General features: G+C 64.7%; 12 protein-coding genes and 1 tRNA gene. 7 read left to right on the forward strand and 6 right to left on the reverse strand.

Annotated features, from left to right (window positions below; genetic code table 11):
* Positions 1-52 precede the first annotated feature (52 nt).
* Positions 53-1,924: an SAVED domain-containing protein gene (locus AAF604_01860; protein ID MEM7048368.1), complete on the forward strand. Its 1,872-nt coding sequence runs from the start codon at positions 53-55 to the stop codon at positions 1,922-1,924.
* 34 nt (positions 1,925-1,958) lie between these two features.
* Here AAF604_01860 and AAF604_01865 read toward each other — a convergent pair whose 3' ends face one another.
* The 3 genes from AAF604_01865 to AAF604_01875 all read right to left on the reverse strand — a co-directional run bounded on the left by AAF604_01865 (position 1,959) and on the right by AAF604_01875 (position 6,591).
* Complete coding sequence (locus AAF604_01865; GenBank protein MEM7048369.1) at positions 1,959-4,763, reverse strand: CHAT domain-containing tetratricopeptide repeat protein; 2,805 nt, start codon at positions 4,761-4,763, stop codon at positions 1,959-1,961.
* Between the two features lie 372 nt (positions 4,764-5,135).
* Positions 5,136-5,909, reverse strand: coding sequence for a hypothetical protein (locus AAF604_01870; GenBank protein ID MEM7048370.1), 774 nt, complete (start codon positions 5,907-5,909; stop codon positions 5,136-5,138).
* Positions 5,910-5,919: 10 nt separating this feature from the next.
* Positions 5,920-6,591 carry an RNA polymerase sigma factor gene (locus AAF604_01875; protein ID MEM7048371.1) on the reverse strand — a complete coding sequence of 224 codons (672 nt, stop codon included), beginning with the start codon at positions 6,589-6,591 and terminating at the stop codon, positions 5,920-5,922.
* A 153-nt stretch (positions 6,592-6,744) separates the two neighbouring features.
* On the opposite strand from AAF604_01875, the gene AAF604_01880 reads away from it, so the two are divergent.
* Complete coding sequence (locus tag AAF604_01880) at positions 6,745-6,903, forward strand: hypothetical protein (GenBank protein ID MEM7048372.1); 159 nt, start codon at positions 6,745-6,747, stop codon at positions 6,901-6,903.
* A 473-nt stretch (positions 6,904-7,376) separates the two neighbouring features.
* Here AAF604_01880 and AAF604_01885 read toward each other — a convergent pair.
* Positions 7,377-7,452 (reverse strand) — tRNA-Ala (locus tag AAF604_01885).
* Positions 7,453-7,492: 40 nt separating this feature from the next.
* Positions 7,493-8,698 carry a GTPase HflX gene (gene hflX / locus AAF604_01890; protein ID MEM7048373.1) on the reverse strand — a complete coding sequence of 402 codons (1,206 nt, stop codon included), beginning with the start codon at positions 8,696-8,698 and terminating at the stop codon, positions 7,493-7,495.
* Between the two features lie 82 nt (positions 8,699-8,780).
* Here hflX and AAF604_01895 point away from each other — a divergent pair, with 82 nt between their 5' ends.
* Positions 8,781-9,323 carry a TlpA disulfide reductase family protein gene (locus tag AAF604_01895; GenBank protein MEM7048374.1) on the forward strand — a complete coding sequence of 181 codons (543 nt, stop codon included), beginning with the start codon at positions 8,781-8,783 and terminating at the stop codon, positions 9,321-9,323.
* Between the two features lie 300 nt (positions 9,324-9,623).
* On the opposite strand, the gene AAF604_01900 is transcribed toward AAF604_01895, so the two are convergent.
* The gene (locus tag AAF604_01900) at positions 9,624-10,178 is read right to left on the reverse strand and encodes a hypothetical protein (protein MEM7048375.1); all 555 of its coding nucleotides are present in this window, start codon (positions 10,176-10,178) and stop codon (positions 9,624-9,626) included.
* A 141-nt stretch (positions 10,179-10,319) separates the two neighbouring features.
* Between AAF604_01900 and AAF604_01905 the strand changes: the two genes are divergently transcribed.
* The 4 genes from AAF604_01905 (at position 10,320) to AAF604_01920 (ending at position 17,721) form a co-directional block, all read left to right on the forward strand.
* On the forward strand, positions 10,320-11,174 hold the full coding sequence (locus tag AAF604_01905) for a ComF family protein (GenBank protein MEM7048376.1): 855 nt from the start codon (positions 10,320-10,322) through the stop codon (positions 11,172-11,174).
* Positions 11,175-11,326: 152 nt separating this feature from the next.
* Positions 11,327-13,273 (forward strand): carboxypeptidase-like regulatory domain-containing protein, encoded by a 1,947-nt coding sequence (locus AAF604_01910; protein MEM7048377.1) that lies wholly within the window; start codon positions 11,327-11,329, stop codon positions 13,271-13,273.
* A 261-nt stretch (positions 13,274-13,534) separates the two neighbouring features.
* Positions 13,535-16,342: an ATP-binding protein gene (locus tag AAF604_01915; protein MEM7048378.1), complete on the forward strand. Its 2,808-nt coding sequence runs from the start codon at positions 13,535-13,537 to the stop codon at positions 16,340-16,342.
* Complete coding sequence (locus AAF604_01920; protein MEM7048379.1) at positions 16,339-17,721, forward strand: sigma-54 dependent transcriptional regulator; 1,383 nt, start codon at positions 16,339-16,341, stop codon at positions 17,719-17,721. The genes AAF604_01915 and AAF604_01920 overlap by 4 nt, the downstream gene beginning before the upstream one ends.
* Positions 17,722-17,741: the final 20 nt, after the last annotated feature.

Here is a 17,741-nt window from a genome sequence, read left to right on the forward strand (position 1 = left end):
CGCAACGGAGATCATGGATACGGGATTCGACCCGGAAGAGCTTCGGGAGCAGATGCAGGATTATGACTTTCGCACCCGCGCCCTATTCAAGAGCGACCACCCAGGGGCGGAGCGTGAGCAGGCCCTAAGTGGGCTTCAAGGAGATCTCGGCAGCCGCCTCTTTCAGGCTTTCTCAAAAGGAGATATCGGCACTGCTTTTCAGCGCTGCCTAAGTCGATTGGACAGTGATCGCAATGTCGGACTGAGGGTGCGGATCGCGTGGTCACCCAACAAAAGCAGTCTCAACGCAATCGCGGCAGCCCCCTGGGAGCTGATCCGCCGACCGCAAAGCGGCGACTTTCTTTCGCGCCGCAGCCGATTCCCGGTCTCACGCTTTCTTCAGGGCATGACGCCAATCACGCAATTGAAGGTGAATGGCCCCTTGAAGATCTTGATCGTCACCTCACAGCCGACTGACATTTCGCCAGTCGACGCCAAGCAGGAGGAGCTCGACATTCACCGGGCGTTCCGCAAGCGCCACGATGTCGAAGTGACCTCGGAATCACCGATTCTCGAACGGGTCCGGGACCGAATAGCTGACGACGGCATCAATGTCCTGCACTTCATCGGCCACGGCAACTTCGATCCATCGACGTCCGAAGGCACAGTCGTCTTCACCAATAAGAAAGGCCTCGCGACCCGCTGGGCGGGAGACATGTTCGCGGAATACGTGACGGATCTTCCGAGCCTGCGCATGGTGGTGCTGTCGAGCTGCTACGGAGCCGCCCTGCCTCGACTCAACGGCCAAGACCCCTTCCTGACCATCGCCCCCAGCCTTCTTCAGAGAGCTGAGATACCTGCGGTAGTTGCCATGCAGTTTCCGCTGTCGAATCTCGCGGCGACAACCTTCGCCCGGCGCTTCTATCAGCGCATCGCCGTCGGTACGCCGGTTGACGTCGCGGCCTGCGAGGGCCGCCTTGCCATCCACGCCCTTCGCTCCACACCCTCGCGCCTCGAATGGCCACTGCCGGTGGTGTTCATGCGAGTGGAGGACGGGCACATTCTCCAGCCTTCCGGGGCTACAGACTCGGAAGCCCGAACCAACGCCACCGTGACCAATGAGGATTCAGCTTTAGATTCCCGCCAAGAGGTCGGCCGTGGACTTCGCAGCAGCCCGCCCCGCAGCGCCGCGATCAAGGTAGGAATTCGCCTCTCTTCGAACGCCGTGGAATTCCCTCCACAGAGCCGTTTTGATCACATCTTCGAATTCGACGAGCCTTCCCCGAAGAGGGGCGATGCAGCGCCCCCCCTCGGGAACCTGACCGCCATCGCTCAACAGGCGGAAGTCTGCCTTGCCCCCCTGGCGATCAACCAACGGCCGATCGCCTTAGAGATACAGGCCCCCTGGAGCGTCGCCTTCTCCGCCGGCTGGGCTCTGCGAGCCAAGAGTGCCGTGGACCTGCGTGTCCACTCCCAACGACCCGACGGCACCAAGGTCTGGTTCGCCCTCGATACTCCGCCACCGGAGGGCTCCCTCTGGGAGCTCGACAGCAGGACTCTCGAGCGAGGAGTGCCGGACGTCGCCCTGGTAGCCAGTGTCAGCGAGAATGTCAGCGAAAACGTGGAGTACTTTCTCGAAACGACCGGAGCACCATCCGTAGGGCGCCTGATCTATGCCAACTGCCATCCCGTTCCGGGGCCAGAGGCCCTGCGCAGTGGCGCCCACGCCCGGCGCCTCGCCCAACAGCTCGCCCAAGTTATTCGGCAAAGAACCCCGGCCGAAACCCACGGATGGCTCCATCTCTTCGTCGCTGCGCCGGCGGCCTTCTCCCTATTCCTCGGACAGCTCGCCCCTTCCTTCGGACCGCTACGGCTCTACCGTCAACGGAGAATCCCAGGAAGAGCCGAATTCGACTTCGAAGCCCATGTCGATCTTCGACCGTAGGACAGCCTTAGGCCCGAACTTCAAGTCGGACAGGTCAGAGCCCACTGTCCGGCGCAGGTTCGGGCAAAGGTCGCCAATCGCCGACCAGAGCGAAGGCTCCCCAGTAAAAGGGGGAGCCCCGACCTTCCCGATCGGCGAGTTGAAGCTGTGCCCTCCGCAAGGCGGCAGCCGGCGCCAGGCGATCCCGCAAGATTCCTTCGTAGAAGTAGTGCATCAACTCTGCCGTCGCATCATCGTCGACTTCCCAGAGGCTGACGACCAAGCGCGACGCTCCAGCCGTCAGGAAACCCTGCGTGAGACCCACCAGACCTTCACCCCGGATTTCCCGTCCGAGCGCCGTACGACAAGCGCTCAAGACCACCAGATCGGCTGGCAAGGTCAGATCTTGAATCTCGTGCGGCCGCAACAGGCCGTTGATCGGAGCACCTCGTCGATCGCGGAGCGAAAAGACCAACCCCGAAAGTTCCGGCTGCCGACCATCGACCAGACCATGGGTTGCGAAGTGCAGGATCCGGTACTTCGCCAAGTCGCCACCAAGAACCAACCCTCGAGTGGCCTCGAATCCGTCCGCCAGCAAGACGTCTCGATCATCCGCCAAGAGGTCGAGAATCTGCGAGGCTTCTAGACTGGAACCCTGCAACCGTCCAAAGGGACCGCGTCGCGCAGAGCGAGCCACCGCCAGCTCGAGGCCCTTCGGCCCTGCCCCGGCAGGCTGACCCGAAAACTGCAGGCGCGGGTCATCCTCCTCGAAAACGGCATCTGCCAGAATCGCCATGAGCTTCGGGGCCGGCGCGCGCCAGCTTCGCCGGCGAAGCTGGACCAAAACCGAGGCGGACGGCAGGCGAACCACCTCCACTCGCTGCAATAGAGGAACTCGCGACTCATCGGCATCGCCGGAAGCGACCGGCAAGACTGCGAAGGGGATGTAATGCAATGAGCCGTCGCCGACGACAACAACGCGCCCTTGTCTCAACTCTCGAGCCACAGGCCCCAAGACAGCATCGCTCAGCTCTATCAGGGCCTGTCTCGACGCCGTTCGATACCCCCGGCGATAGCTTAGAGGCAGAAGGCGGTGGGCCTTCTCTGTCAGTTGGTCGATCTCGGACCTCGGCGGCAGCTCGAAGATTCGTACTTCCGTCGCATCGACCAACCACAGCCAGCTTCGTTCCTCACCGAGGAGATACGAAAGCAGCTTGGTGTCGCTCCCCAATTCTCTCTGAATGGCCCGCCCGGAAGCCGGCCGAACAACTGTCGGCAGGGATCCGGTAGAACGCCGGATCGCTTCCTCCGTCGCCTCGATCTCCCGCCACAGGCGCTTTGCCCGGCGTGCCAGGACCTGGGTTGGGGCTCCTTGCTGAAGTGCTTGCAGGTGTTGCCGATGCAGAGTGTCGATCCGCGCCTTCAAGACCCCCTCGCGCCGGGCCAGCTCCGGCGGCACCGACTCGACGCGCTGCTCTCGACTCGAGATTTCGAGGCTCTCCAAAAGGGAACGGGCCTTCGCCTCCTCGGTCGTGTCGAAGCTCTCGAGTGCGACACCAGCGTCCCCGCCGCCGAGCGCCGTCTCGGCCAGCAGGTCCGCGAGCTCGATGTGAATCTCTTGATGACTGCCGAAGTACGTCTGCCGAAAGGAAGGGAGAAATAGGCTTTGCCGCGCGGCCTCGATGCCGGCGACGGCGGCTTCCATCTCGCGTCGCGCCCGCTGACGGTCGCCAAGAGCCCGGAAACTCCGACCGAGCTCCGCATGAGCGACGACCTGCATGTGACTGACACCCAAATCGTCGAACGTGTCCAGCGCACCCTGGAGATCTTCGAGGGCCTCTCGTGGCTGGCCAAGGGCCAGCGTCGCAACGCCAAGGCCGAGCTGAAGAAAGGCCCTCGTCAGCTCATCCTCGCCACTCAGTGGCATCGAGCGACGAAAGTCCCTCACGGCCTCCACGGGGCGCCCGAGTCGGAGCAACGAGAAGGCCCGATGCTCCAATGTCAGAGCTTGGTCGCGCCGGGCTCCGGTCGCCTGGAAGATCTCCAGAGCACGACCGAATGCCTCGAAGGCTTCGTCCGTGTTCCCGGCCAAGCTCAGCCCCCAAGCCAGGGCACTGAGGGTGCGAGCCTTGGCCAGTTCCTGGTTCAACTCCTCGCGTAGCACGAGGGCTGCCCGCAGACTGGCGATGCCATCGTCGACACGGCCCAAGCTGAGGTAGTAGACGCCCAAGTTGTGAAGAATGTTGCCCTCAGAAGAGGTCACTCCCTGCCGGCGCCAGGTAGCCAGAGCCTGGTTGTAGGCGGCAAAGGCTGGTGTCAGCTCGCCCCTCGAGGCATAGAGCACTCCTAGATTGTTCCAAGCGACCGCCACTGCAAAGGGATTGTCCACCGCAAGCGATCTCGCGAGACCTTCCTCCAGAACCTCTTCAGCAGCCGACGCCATGCTGCGACCGAGATAGACACCCCCAAGGTCGTTCAACAGGGGACCGAGCTCCCAATCGTTGGAGTGCTCCATGAAGGACTGGCGCGCTGCCTCGAGCTCCTTCGCGGACCGTTCGAGCTCGCCCAGATCCTTCAAGGCCAGTCCGAGGCGATGGCGGAACCGACCCCTGAGCAGGGGCGGAGCGGAAGCGGGAAGTAAGACGAGAGCCTCTTCGAGAAGGACACAGGCTCGAAGCTGAGAGTCCGCTGACGGGGAAACGGCAATCTCGACCGCCCGATCGAAGGAAGCCAGCGCAGCCAAGAGGGCTCGATCCCGCCTTGTCGGCCGGTCCGTCACTGCGACCTGCAGCCAATAGGAGCCAGAACCGAAGTGTGCTTCGACGTGCAGCTCGAAGACGCCGGTCGACTGCGGAGACAATGCTAGAAATTCTAGGCCATCCGGACCATTGGGACCATCCACAGAACCGATCTCGTTGCCGCCACCATCGACGAGCGCAACCGAAACATCGACCCCCTGCTGAATCAGAGCAACCTGTAGAAATTGACCTGGGCCGAGCTCGATCGGAAAGGAATGCCTGATGCCAACAGCGATCTCTCGCCTCTGCTCAATGGCGCCGGCAACAAAAGATTCGCTCTCGGCAGATTCATCGATGAACGGAGCCGGGACAATGTCGCAGCCAACGAGCGCAGTCAGGAGACCCACCAGGACGAACCCAGAGCAAGCTCTCCAGCCAACGACCCTCACCGACATATCTCGCCGAACGCGAGACCAGACCAGAGCTCGGACACCCTACCCCCCGACGCTTTCCAGCGGAAGCAGCGTCAACCTGTAGCGCACGACTCGGCCGGTCACGCCATGGCTCAGGTCAAGCCAGAATTCTCTCCCTTTAAGGATTTCTCGAGGCAGAACAACCGTGACCACCCCTGCCGAATCCGCCACCAGCTCCTCCGCCACTTCGATTGCTCGAGAATCCTCACCGGTCACCTTCAAGCCATAGCGAGCTCCCGGCAGAAGCTCGGAGCCGGCGAGAGCCAACGTCACACCGCTTGCATACTCGGGAAAAACAGTCGACGAATCTCCGCGGGTGCGGGAATGCCCCTCGGGCAAGAGCTCGACAATGGGGGTATTGGCTTGCACTCCTAAGACCGAAGGCGGAGGAGTCGTCGGCCCGGAAGGACCGAGTTGCCCAATGAAAAGGGCCGCCACTGCGCCAATCAGAAAGGATGCAGCGAGTGATGGCCAGCGGCCCTGCCACAACCCTCCGGACGCTTTGGAGGTCGCTGTGAAGATGCGGCCGCGAAAGTCCTGCCAAAGCTCTCCCCGACGGGATTCGCTCAGAAATTCTTCGTCCGATAAAGGCTCAAAGTCAGGGAATCGTTGCAAATCGAGGAGCAGCCGAGAGAGCTGCGGATCGACAGCGGCTCTGTCGAGCAGCTCGGCGCGCTCCTCTTCGGAGAGACGCCCTTCCAGAAATCCGATCAGCACCTCAACAGGAGGTGCATCGCCGAGGCGCGCCCGCCGCTCGGCGATTACAGCCTCGAACGCAGCATTCCACTCGGACATCGCGACCTCCTCAGAGCATCACCAGAAAGCACAGAAGGCCGAAGAGCTCAACGCCAGCACCGAGGAGTGGCCTCATTCTGCTCCGCGCCAGTTTCAGCTGTCGCTTGACGGTATCAATAGCGACCCCTTGAATCTCAGCGATTTCCCGATACTTATACCCCTGATAACGAAGAAAGATGCACTGCCGCATTCTTGGAGGCAAGGCGCCGAGCGCAGCGCCAAGGCGCCCTCGGCGTTCGGCGTCGATCGTCGTCTCCAAGGGACCAGCCGATGGATCCGCCGACTCCACGATCACCGCACCTTCCCCGGAAGGCTCTTCCGGAAGCTGGACTTCGACCCGCACTTTCTGCGAGTGCGAGTGACGGAGCCAATTTCGATACACATTCAGCATGATTTGAGCGACCCACGTATCGAAGGAAGACCGGAATTGATAGCCTTCAATACCTCTATAGACCCGCAGCATCACTTCTTGGGCTAGATCGTCCGCCTCCTGAGCCAGCCCACGACGAACGAAGAAGTGCCGACAGGCGGGCAGAAATCTCCGATAGAGGCCTTCGAAGTGCTGCTCGACGTTGCTTCCGGCCTGAATCTGGCGCAACGCTTCTTCCACCGAAGCCCGCACCGCTCCTTTGCGGAAAGACGCCCCTCGAGACCACTCGGTGTCAGCCTCGCCAGAGGTCATAGATCTTTCTCGACGAAGCACTCGCCTGTCGGATGCGAGACGACCCACGGCGCTGAGTACCCCAGAAACCGGAGTCGAGGTGTCTGAAAAAGAAGACCCCGGGCTCTCGGCACGAAGCCAGAGCTCTTATCACTCTGAAAAGGAGATTTCACAATGAAGACCAAGAGCCACGGCTCCAAGAACGATTCTTCCGCATGCCGTGATCACTCCAAGCAGGAGAAGGAAACCACCCAAACAGCCGTCAAGGCTGAAGCAGAGAAGAGGGTCGGAGGGAGCGGAGCGGACAAGCCCACCATTCAACGCAATGCGTGAGGTAAGCCAACCCTTCAAAGCGGTCGTCACGACCAAGGCTCCGGCGAGGCATCTGTAGCATTCCCCTCATATCGGCAGGCGACCAAAGGACCGCGTCGCCTGCCACCCAGGCTCTCACACCCAACCCCACGGCTTGCAAACAAACTCAAATCAGCCCACTTGAACCTCAGTTAATTCGCATTTATAGCATATGAATCGGAGGATCAGCCGCGGCTGAACAGGTGCAGCGGCGGGACCCGTCACCCAGCATCAGACCCGTCGAGAGCGGAACCACCAAGGCTCCGACGCCATGAAGGGAAGATTCGATCGAACCAGCGCAGTCGGATCATCGAAAACCCAACGGACCGGTTGAGACCCGCTACTTCGGCCAACCGGAGAAGCTCCACGCCACGACGGCTTCAGCCGTCGTGGAGTCACCGAGTCCCGATCGGATCCACCGAATAACCGACTGACTGATAAGGAAGGAGGGGATTTGGTGGAGCCGATCGGGATCGAACCGACGACCTCTTGAATGCCATTCAAGCGCTCTCCCAACTGAGCTACGGCCCCACGCAAGGTGCGCTAGTCTATTGGGCCCCTTTCGGGCTTGTCAACGACCCTCTTCGGAGCCCCCGGGAAGACCCTCGACGACCGCCTCGGCCGGCGCCACCACGGGCTCGGGCCAGGCGCTGGGAACCGGCTGGCCGAGGAGCTCGGCACGCTTCAGGATCTCTTCTTTGAGGACGTCGAGACCCTCGCCGCTCAGGGCCGAGACCCAGACGCCTTCGTTGTCGACGGGCGCCGGCCAGGAAGCGCCCTCGGCGAAGAGGCGGTCGGCCTTGTTGTAGACCCGCATCAGGCGCTCGGGCTCGACGCCGAGCTCGGCGAGAACGTCCTCGGCGACGTTGGCCTGGTCTTCCCAGATCGGATGGCTGCGGTCGATGACGTGCAGCACCAGATCGGCGGCGGTGGCTTCTTCGAGGGTGCTGCGGAAGGACGACACGAGGTGATGCGGCAGCTTGCGAATGAAGCCGACGGTGTCGGCGAAAACGGCGATCCGGCCGGGCGCCAAGGCGCCTTTCCGCAGGCGCGCATCGAGGGTGGCGAAGAGCAGGTTCTGGGCCTTTTCGCCGGCGCCGGTGAGACGGTTGAAGAGGGTGGTCTTGCCGGCGTTGGTGTAGCCCGCCAGCGCCACCGAGAGGGTGCCCCGGCGGCCCCGGCGCTGCACCGAACGGGTGCGCTCGATCTTCTTGAGCTGCTTCTCGAGACGGCCGATCTGGTTGCGCAGGATACGGCGGTCGGCCTCGATCTGCTTTTCGCCCTCACCACCACGGATACCGACGCCACCGCCCTGCCGGGAAAGGTGCTTCCACATGCGGGTGAGGCGCGGCAGCACGTAGCGCAGACGGGCCAGCTCGACCTGGGTGCGGGCCTCGCGAGTCCTCGCCCGCTGGCTGAAGATCTCGAGGATCAAGCCGCTGCGGTCCATCACCTGCAGCTCGACGATCTTCTCGAGGTTCTTCACCTGCGAGGGCGACAGGTCGTCGTCGAAGAGCAGTAAGTCGGCGCCGAGCTCCTTCGCCGCCTGCCCCGCCTCTTCGGCCTTGCCGCGACCCACGAAGGTCGCGGGATGGGGGGTGGCGCGGCGCTGGATGGCGTTGCCGGCGACCTCGACGCCGGCACTCCGCGCCAGCTCGGCGAGCTCGTCGAGATGCTCCTCCACCAGATGGCCGGGCTGGCCCTGCTGGATGAGCCCCAGAAGGAAGGCTCGCCGTGGCAGGTCTTGGGATGCTTCGTCGCGGTTGTAGAATGACACGTGCTGGAACCTCGTCTTCCGGTGATTTTAGCTCGGGCTCGCCCGTCCGCTCTCTAACCTCTGGTGCGAACGAATATTCCCGATGAGCGAATCGACAGCAGCCTCTCAACCCCAACCTCTGGGCGCCCAGGCGCGCTGGGTGGTGATCGCCCTGGCGGTGGTGGCCGCGGTGGCGCTGTTCTGGCCGCGCGGTGACGGCAGCTTCGATGCCCCGGGCGGCTTCCTCGTCGACGGCCACGGCCGCCCCGAAAAGCTCGCCCCCCGCATGGCGCCGGTCACTCTGGTGCACTTCTGGGCCACCTGGTGCCCGCCCTGCATCACCGAGCTCCCGGCCATCGACCGGCTCTCCGCCGACCTCGACGACGAGCCCGACTTCGACCTGGTGATGATCGCTGTCGACGATACGCTCGAGAAGGTCAAGCCTTTCGTCGGCCGCCGTGCCGAGATGATGCTCTACGACCCCAACTGGGACGTCGCCCACCGCTACGGCACCCGCAAACTGCCCGAAACCTATCTGGTGGTGGACGGCAAAGTGGTCCACAAGTGGGAAGGTGCCGTCGACTGGGACCAGCCCGAAGAGCGCGCCCGCATCGAAGAACAGCTCACCGCCCAGCGAGGCAGCTGAGGGAAGGCTCCGACCCGACATCGGAAGCAAGAAAGCAGTCGAGCAGGGCGAGGCGGAGGAAGCCGACGAGGACGGGGGCACCAGGATAAAGGGTGAGGCCGCGTAGGCCGAGGCCATCCACCAACCAGCACCCGAAGCAAGAAAGCTGGATGCTAGACAGCATCCAGCCTCCGAGCCCGACCAGGGCGAGGCGGCGGCAACGCCGCCGAGGACGGGGCCGCCCTGGATTGGGAGTGAGGCCGCACGACCTGTGCGGGCTGGCGGGCCGCGCAGGCCCGAGGGGGGCGCCTTTAGCCCTCCTTAAAAGCTGTAACTCAATCCGCCATGGCCGATGGCGAAGAACTGCGTGTCGTCGAAGTCGGCGAAGTGGCCCGAGAGCTCGACCAGGAAGGCGAGGCGCCGGGTGATCGGAAAGTTGCCGGTGAAGCCGAGGACGGCGCCGAAGGCGGTGTCGTCGACCTCGGAGCCGGCAAAGTTGGTGCCCTCGAGGCGGTAACCACCGATCCCGAGGTAGACCCCGGAGTCGTAGACCCCTTCGTTATAGCGGTACTCGCCGGCCAAGGTGAGATAGGTCAGCTCCGGACCGAAGGTCGACTCGAGGGGCTCGTCGTCATCGAAGTCGATGCGCCCGAGACGCACACCGACCAGGGTCCGCGGCTCGGTGACGAAGGAGAAGCCGACCTGGAGGGCGGTGTTCTCGATGCCATCACCGGAGTCGGCATCGAGCGAACCACCGAGACCCGCCGCCAGGCTGACGGAGTAGGAGTTGTAGTCCTGAGCGGCAACCGCTCCAGGCAGAACGAACAGACCTGCAACGAGCAGGACGAACAGCGGATTTCGAAGCAGGCGGCTCACGGCGTCTCCCCTTCACACGAGCTGGTCGGTCATGGACCCCACGCGGCTCCGGCACGACAGGCGCCGAGCGCGCGGGGAGTATAGCGCTGTTCTTTGGCGTCCTCCGGTCGGAAAGAAGCACTCTTCCGGAGGATCCGATCCATGACCGAGCGACGCCTGCGCAGCACCTTACTCTCTAGCTCCTACGATTCTCCCGCCGGAACCGTCACGCCGGCTCCGCGAGCCGCCTGGGATCGACTGCTGCACCTGCTTTTTCCGGCTCCCTGTCTGAGCTGCGAGAGGCCGCTGCCGACGGGCCGAAGAGCGCTCGCCCTCTGCCTGCCTTGTCGCGGACGGCTGCTGCGCTGCCGAGCCTGCCATTGCGCCGGCTGCGGCCTGAGTCTCGCTCCGTCGCCCGGCACCGCCCGCTACCAGCTCTGCACCGCCTGCTCACTGCGCCCCCCCGCCTGTCGGCGAATCTGGACACCCTGGATCTACGGTCCGCCCCTCGCCGAAGTCCTCCAGGCCTTCAAGTTCGGTCGCCTCGACTACCTCGGCCGCGATCTCGCCGAGAGTGCCCTCGAAGAGATCGGCTGCGTGCTCGAAGAAGCGGAGGTAGTCGTACCGGTACCGCTCCATTGGCGACGACGAATGGAGCGCAGGTTCAACCAGGCCGAAGCCATCGCCCAGCCGCTGGCTCGGGCCCTCCGGCGTCCCATGGTCCAGGCCCTGAGACGCCGCCAGGCGACCCGGCCCCAAACCTCCCTGCCGAGACGAGAACGCCTCCGCAACCCGCGCCGCGCCTTCGTGGCACGGCGACGCCAAGGCCAGCGAGTCGCCGGCCGTCGAGTCCTCCTGGTCGACGACGTCTTGACCACCGGCGCCACCCTCGAAGCGGCAGCCCGCAGCCTGCAGCGGGCCGGTGCCCGGGAGGTGTTGGGCTTGGCAATTGCCCGTAGCTTGCCCCTGCCGGAGCCGGGCGCAGTGAATCCAGGAGCCGAAACACCGCGGAAATAGTTCAGGAGGCAAAGTATTCCGAAGATCCAGGGCGTCGACAGAGGGGTCGAAAAATGTACTCCCCTACTGCCCTACGCGCTGCCCCTTCGATTGACATCAAGCATCAGCGAGACCTATACTTTCGCTTCATAGGCACGTCGAGATTCAGCTCCATGAAAAGACTCCAACACCTCCCGATCGCCTCCTTAGCGCTCCTTGCAGCCTTCGGAGCTCTCCTCCTCGCAGGGTCCAATCCGGCCCTCGCCGAGGCGGCTGATTCGGGAGCTTCCGGTGCCCTGGCGGTTCAGCCGGGGATCGGCGGCCAGGTGTTCGGAGCGACGGCCCCCTTGGTGGCCGCCACGGTGTACGCCTACGATCTCGCCGAAGCCAAGATCCACAAAGTCTCGACGGACAGCGATGGCCGCTTTCTGTTCAGCGCCATTCCCGCCGGCCTCTACAAGGTGATCGCCCACAAGCCGGGATTCGTCCCGGGGGTGCTCAAGATCACCCGCATCACGGCCGACATGGACCAGTTCCTCGAGCTTCGCCTCGATGAGGTTCGCACCAGCTTCGGCGAGCCGGTCAACGACTACTGGAAGGCCCGCGCCGAAGTGCCGTCGGACGTCCTGCGCGATATCGAGATGACGGAGATCGCGCAAGCGGCTGCGGCAGATGCCAGCCGACTGTCGCGCCTGGCGGCGATTCCGACCCGCTTCCAGACCTCGATGGCCGTCCACTCCGGCGTCGACGAGGTCTCCGCCGGCGACAGCCAGGTGATGGGCGGCAAGGTCGGCATCCACGGCCGCGTCGGCGAAATGCGCGTCGGCCTGGCCGGCGACTTCTTGCAGCTCGAGCCGGCCACCTACTCGGCGACCCAGCCGGGGAGCTCCATGGTCGGCGAGACCAGCGCCCTGTCGCTGCAGATGGCCAATGACCGCGGCATGGAGCTGCAGGTCAGCTCGCGCAGCAACCGCCTGGCCGGCGATGGTGCTCCGGTGGACCTCCAGCACTACCGCATCAACGTGTCGAGCGACATCGGCGAGCACGGACACTCCAGCCTCACCGCCGGCTACACCAGCGAGAACAACTTTCACCGTCGCGGCTTCAGCGATCCCATGGCTGTCCCGGAGGCTTCCCGCTCCTGGCACCTGGCGGGCTCCTACGAAACTCACCTGACGGAGCGTGCCAGCCTGCAAACCGGCATCCGCTACCGCGAGCTCGAAGCCGGATCGAGCAGCGATCCGCTCTTCGGAGGCTCTGCCGAAGAGCGCTTCGACGTCTTCGGTCTCGGCTCGCAGCGTTTGCTGCCGACGATGCTGGTGAAGTACGGCATCTACGCCTCGATGGTCAACGGCAACATGTCGTTGATCCCGCAGGGCGGCGTGGTGGTCCAGCTCACTCCCAAGTGGCAGGCCTCGGCCCTCGCCAGTCAGAAGGTCGACAGCGATCGCGAGGCCTACAATCAGCCGCGCGCCTTCCTGCCGGTCTATTTCGGAGAGACCGGCGGCTGCGACCAGAACCTTCAGTCCTGCTACCAGGTGACCGTCAGCCACCTGAAGAGCGATGAAGAGAACCTCTCTCTCGGCGCCATCCACCGCGAGTACGACGAGATCGAGAAGCTCTACTTCGACGAAGACTTCTTCAACCGCTTCGAGAGCCTCTACCTGGTCCCCGGCGACCAGCTCCCGGAGCTGCAGTTCGCGATCAGTCGGCGGCTGAGCCCGAACATTCACACCCGCCTCGAGTCGAGCGTCGCGCAGGGCGGTGGGGGCACCTTCCAGGCCGCCGACCGCACCACCTGGGAAAACGACGTGCGCTACGTGGTGACCTCCCTGGACACCCAGTTCCAGGCCACCGCCACCGGCGTCTACCTGGCCTTCCACCACCTCAACCAGAGTCTCGAGTCGGACAACGTGGCGGCATCGGCCGAAGAGGCCTTCGCCGTCGAGCGCCTGCAGGTGCGACTGACCCAGGACCTCAATTTCCTGCGCGCCCTCGCCGCCGATTGGGCTCTCAACTTCAACATGGAGCTCAGCCGCGGCTCATCGCCCTACGTCACGACGGCGGAAGAGGACAACATCCGCAAGCGCTTGCTCGGTGGCATCGCGGTTTCTTTCTAGCCTCCCCCACGAACGATTGAATCCAACCCTCTGGATTCCGTTCAATGCATTGAAGGAAAAGCAGGAAATTCCCTTCTACGAAGGCCATTTGGGGCCTAATCAAATTTTTGGTCGGTGGCACGGATTCTGCTTCAGTAGGTTGGACTGAAGTCCTCTCGGGTCCGGGATGAAGAACGTCGGGTCGATGACCGAAATCGAGTTCTCGCCTGGAGAGTGCCCGCACCGTCGCGCGACACGCCCTGGAGGATTCACGAGAATCCGATGAACGCGCCTCGAGCCCGCCGCACCGCCGTCCTCTTCGCCGCCCTGCTGTTGGCCGCGACGGTGGTGGTCCTGGGCGGAGCCAGCATTCAGCTCAAGGTGGCGTCCTTCCAGCCCTTTGGCTTCGAAGTCTCGGAAGTCCACGGATCCGGAACTATCGGGATCGTCGTCAAGAGCGCCTCCGCCGCCTCCGGTCTCGAAGTCAACGATCGCATTCTCGACGTCTCGAGCGTCACTCCGGCCGGCGCCGCCGACCTCTTCGAGCGCCTGCGCCAGGCCCCCGAGTCGACGATCCTGGTGCAGCGGGCCGGGGATCTCGTTCCGATCGCCTACGAACGGCCGCCGCTGCGCATCGACTTCCCCTACCTGGTGCTGGCAGTCATCGGCATCGGCTACCTGTTGATCGGCCTCTACGCCCTGCTGCGCGATACCCGCAGCCGCACCGGGCTCTTCTTCCTCTGGTGCGCCGTGTCGGCGGCCTTCTACCTGGTGACCCCGGGCACCCTGCAGCAGCGCCCGGAGGGCATGGTCCAGATCCTGTTCGCGGCCGATCAGCTCGCCCGCATCATCCTGCCGGCGCTGACGCTGCACTTGTTCCTGGTCTTCCCCTCGTCCCTCGGGCCGAATCGCCTCGGGCGCTGGACCCCCTTCCTGTACCTGCCGGTGGCGGTGCAGGCGCTGCTCCATGGCGACCTGATGCTGGCCGGCGGACGCTTCTTCTTCGGCGGCGACATCGTCGCCGGCGTGCGCCGCGTCGACCAGCTCGAGATGGCGCTCCTGGTGATCTTCTTCCTCGCCGCCGCCGCGGTCCTGGCTTGGCGGCTGCGGCGTGAGCGTGGTTGGGAGCAGGTCAGTCAGGTGCGCTGGATCGCCCTCGGCATCGCCGGCGGATACCTGCCCTTCGCGCTGATTTACGGCCTGCCGAGCCTGTTCCGCCAGCCGCCCTCGATGCTCTGGACGACGTTGGCGGTCGCCCCCCTCGGACTGGTGCCGTTGACCTTCGCCTGGGCGATCCTGCGCTACAAGCTGTGGGACATCGACGTCATCGTGCGCAACGCCATCTCCGGCACCCTCACCTTGATGCTCGGCGTGCTCGGCTTCTCCCTCGCCAACCTGGCGATCGATCAGGGCATCGGCGACACCCTCGGCACGGCCCGCAATCTGGCCTCCTTCGCCGCCGGCCTGGCGATCGCCGGTCTGATGATTCCCGCCCGCCGCGGCATCGCCTCGGGCCTCGAGCGGTTCCAGTACCGCCAGACCTGGGGCAAGCGTCGAGCCTTGACCGAGTACGGCCACGAGCTGCTCCACGAACGCGACCTGGGCCGGCTCTGCGGCGGCCTCCTCGAGCGCCTCGAAGATGCGGTCCAGCTCGAGCGGGTCAATCTCTATCTCGACGTCGGCGACCAGCTGCGCTTGGCTCGGCCGGAAGACCGGACGCCCCCCGAGCTGCCGAAGGACGCCCTCGGTGACGAGCTCTGGGAGCGCGACATGGAGGCCCTCTCCGGCGTCGCCCTGCCGGGAGGCAAGGCGCCGATGGCGCTGCGCCTGTTCAAGGCCGGCTATCGCTACGTCTTTCCGCTGACCGTCTCGAACAGCCGCGTCGGCCTGGCCGTCACCGGCTACCGCGAAGGCCAGCAGCCGCTCAACAGCGACGACCTCGACCTCATCCGGCAGCTCCTCGACCAGACCGCCCTGGCGATCGAGAACGCTCACCTGCTCACCCGGGTGAGCGACCAGCTCGAAGAGGTCAGCCTGCTGCAGAGCTACACGGAAGGCATTCTCGAGTCTTCGCCGGCGGGCATCGCCGTGATCGCCGAGGGGCAGCGCATCGTGTCCGCCAACGGCGCCTTCGCCGAGCTCGTCGGCCGCGACCGCGAGGCCCTCGCCGGCCAGCGCCTCGAAGACTACCTGCCGATCCGACCGCTGCCGACGCCTAGCGATGGCCTAGTCGAGGTCGCCTACTGCGAAGCCGCGGGGGCCGAGCGGCACCTGCGCATCTCGACGGCGGAGTTCCAGGACCATCGCCCCGAAGCCGGCCCCCGGCGCGATCTCGAGATCCTGGTGGTGCACGACGTCACCGAGCGCATCGCCCTCGAGTCGGCGCTGCGCGACAAGGAGCGCTTGGCGGCCCTTGGAGCCCTGGCGGCGGGCGTCGCCCACGAGGTCAACACGCCGATCACCGGCATCTCGAGCTACGCCCAGATGCTGCTCGCCGACCTCGACGAATCGGATCCCAACTACGGCATCCTGAAGAAGGTCGAGAAGCAGACCTTCCGGGCCTCCCAGATCGTCAACAGCCTGCTCGAGTTCGCCCGCAACCGCGAGCACGAGCTGGCGCCGGTGAATCTCGGCTCGCTGGTCGACGACTGCCTCGACCTGCTGCGGCCGCGCCTCGCCAAGCGCCAGGTGCGAGCCCGCTGGCAGGCGCCGCCAGCGCCGATCGCGGTGCAGGGCAACGAGGGCGAGCTGCAGCAGGTGCTGACCAACCTGCTGGTCAATGCCTCCGACGCCCTCGCCAACGGCGGTGGTGAGATCGCGCTGAGCCTCGAGACCCACGGCGACCGCGCCGCGCTGCGCGTCCAGGACAACGGTCCAGGAATCGCCCCGCAGCAGCTCGAGCGCATCTTCGAGCCCTTCTTCACCACCAAGCACGGCCGTGGCGGCACCGGCCTCGGGCTGGCGATCAGCTATGAGATCATCCAACGGCACGGCGGCGACCTGACCGCCGCCTCGGTGCTCGGTGAAGGCACCTGCTTCACCCTCGAGCTACCCTGGCTGAGAGACGAGTCCGAGTCCCAACCCGCATGAATATCTTGGTCATCGACGACGAGGAGGTCCTCCAGGACGTCCTCACGGCGTTGATTCAGAGGGAGGGGCACACCACTTTCACGGCCCGCAGCGGCGAGGAAGGGCTCGCCACCCTGCAGCGGGAAGAGATCGACCTGGTCATCCTCGACCTCATGCTGCCGGGGATGTCCGGGCACGAGGTGCTGGCCCAGATCCGCGCCAGCGATCCGGAGCAGGTGGTGGTGGTGATCACCGCCTTCTCGTCGATCGAGGGCGCCATCGAGGCGATGCGCAACGGCGCCTTCCACTACATCCCCAAGCCGTTCAAGAACGAGGAAGTGCTCCTCACCCTGCGCAAGGGGCTCGAGCAGCGCCGCCTGGCCTCCGAGAACCGCGACCTCAAGGAGCAGCTCAAGCAGCGCTACGGCTTCGACCAGATCATCGGCAAGTCGAAACCCATGCAGCAGGTCTTCGAGCTGATTCGGCTGGCCGCGCCGTCGAAGAGCAACATCCTGGTGCTCGGCGAGAGCGGCACCGGCAAGGAGCTGGTGGCCAAGGCCATCCATCACCACTCGCGACGCGCCAGCGGGCCCTTCATCACGGTCAACTCGGGATCGATGCCCTCGGACCTCCTCGAGAGCAACCTCTTCGGCCACGTCAAGGGTGCTTTCACCGGCGCCATCTCCAACAAAAAGGGCCTCTTCGAGGCCGCCGGCGATGGCTCGATCTTCTTCGACGAGATCGGCAACATTCCACTCGAGACCCAGGCCAAGCTGCTGCGGGTGATCCAGGAGAAGGAGTTCATGCGCCTCGGCGGCGTCGACAACATCAAGGCCGACGTCCGGATCATCGCCGCCACCAACGCCGACCTCGAAGAGGAGGTGCAGAAGGGCACCTTCCGCGAGGACCTCTACTACCGGCTGCACGTCATCACCCTCAACCTGCCGCCGCTGCGCAAGCGCACCGAGGACATTCCCCTGCTGGCGCGCCATTTCCTCGACCGCTACTCGCAAGAGAACGACAAGCGCCTTCGCGAGATCGCGCCGGCCGCCATGGAGCTGTTGATGGACCACCACTGGCCGGGCAACGTGCGCGAGCTCGAGAACGTCATCGAACGCGCCGTCGTGCTGTCGACCAGCGAAGTGCTCGACATCGACCTACTCCCCATGTCGGTGCGTCAGCCGAGCGCCATCGCCCTGCCGGCCGCTTCCTTGCCGACCCAGGGGGTTTCGCTCAAGGAAGCGGTCAGCGAGTACGAGCGGCAGCTCATCATCAAGGCCCTGCAGATCACCGGCGGCGTGCAGAAACGGGCCGCCGAGATGCTGCACGTCAAGCCCACCACGCTGCACGAGATGATGAAGCGACTCAACATCTCCGCAGACAGCGTCGCCCTCGGCTGAGCTCCGCCGGAGGGCCTCCG

The sequence above is a fragment of the Acidobacteriota bacterium genome (assembly GCA_039028635.1).
In the GTDB taxonomy this organism is placed as follows: domain Bacteria; phylum Acidobacteriota; class Thermoanaerobaculia; order Multivoradales; family JBCCEF01; genus JBCCEF01.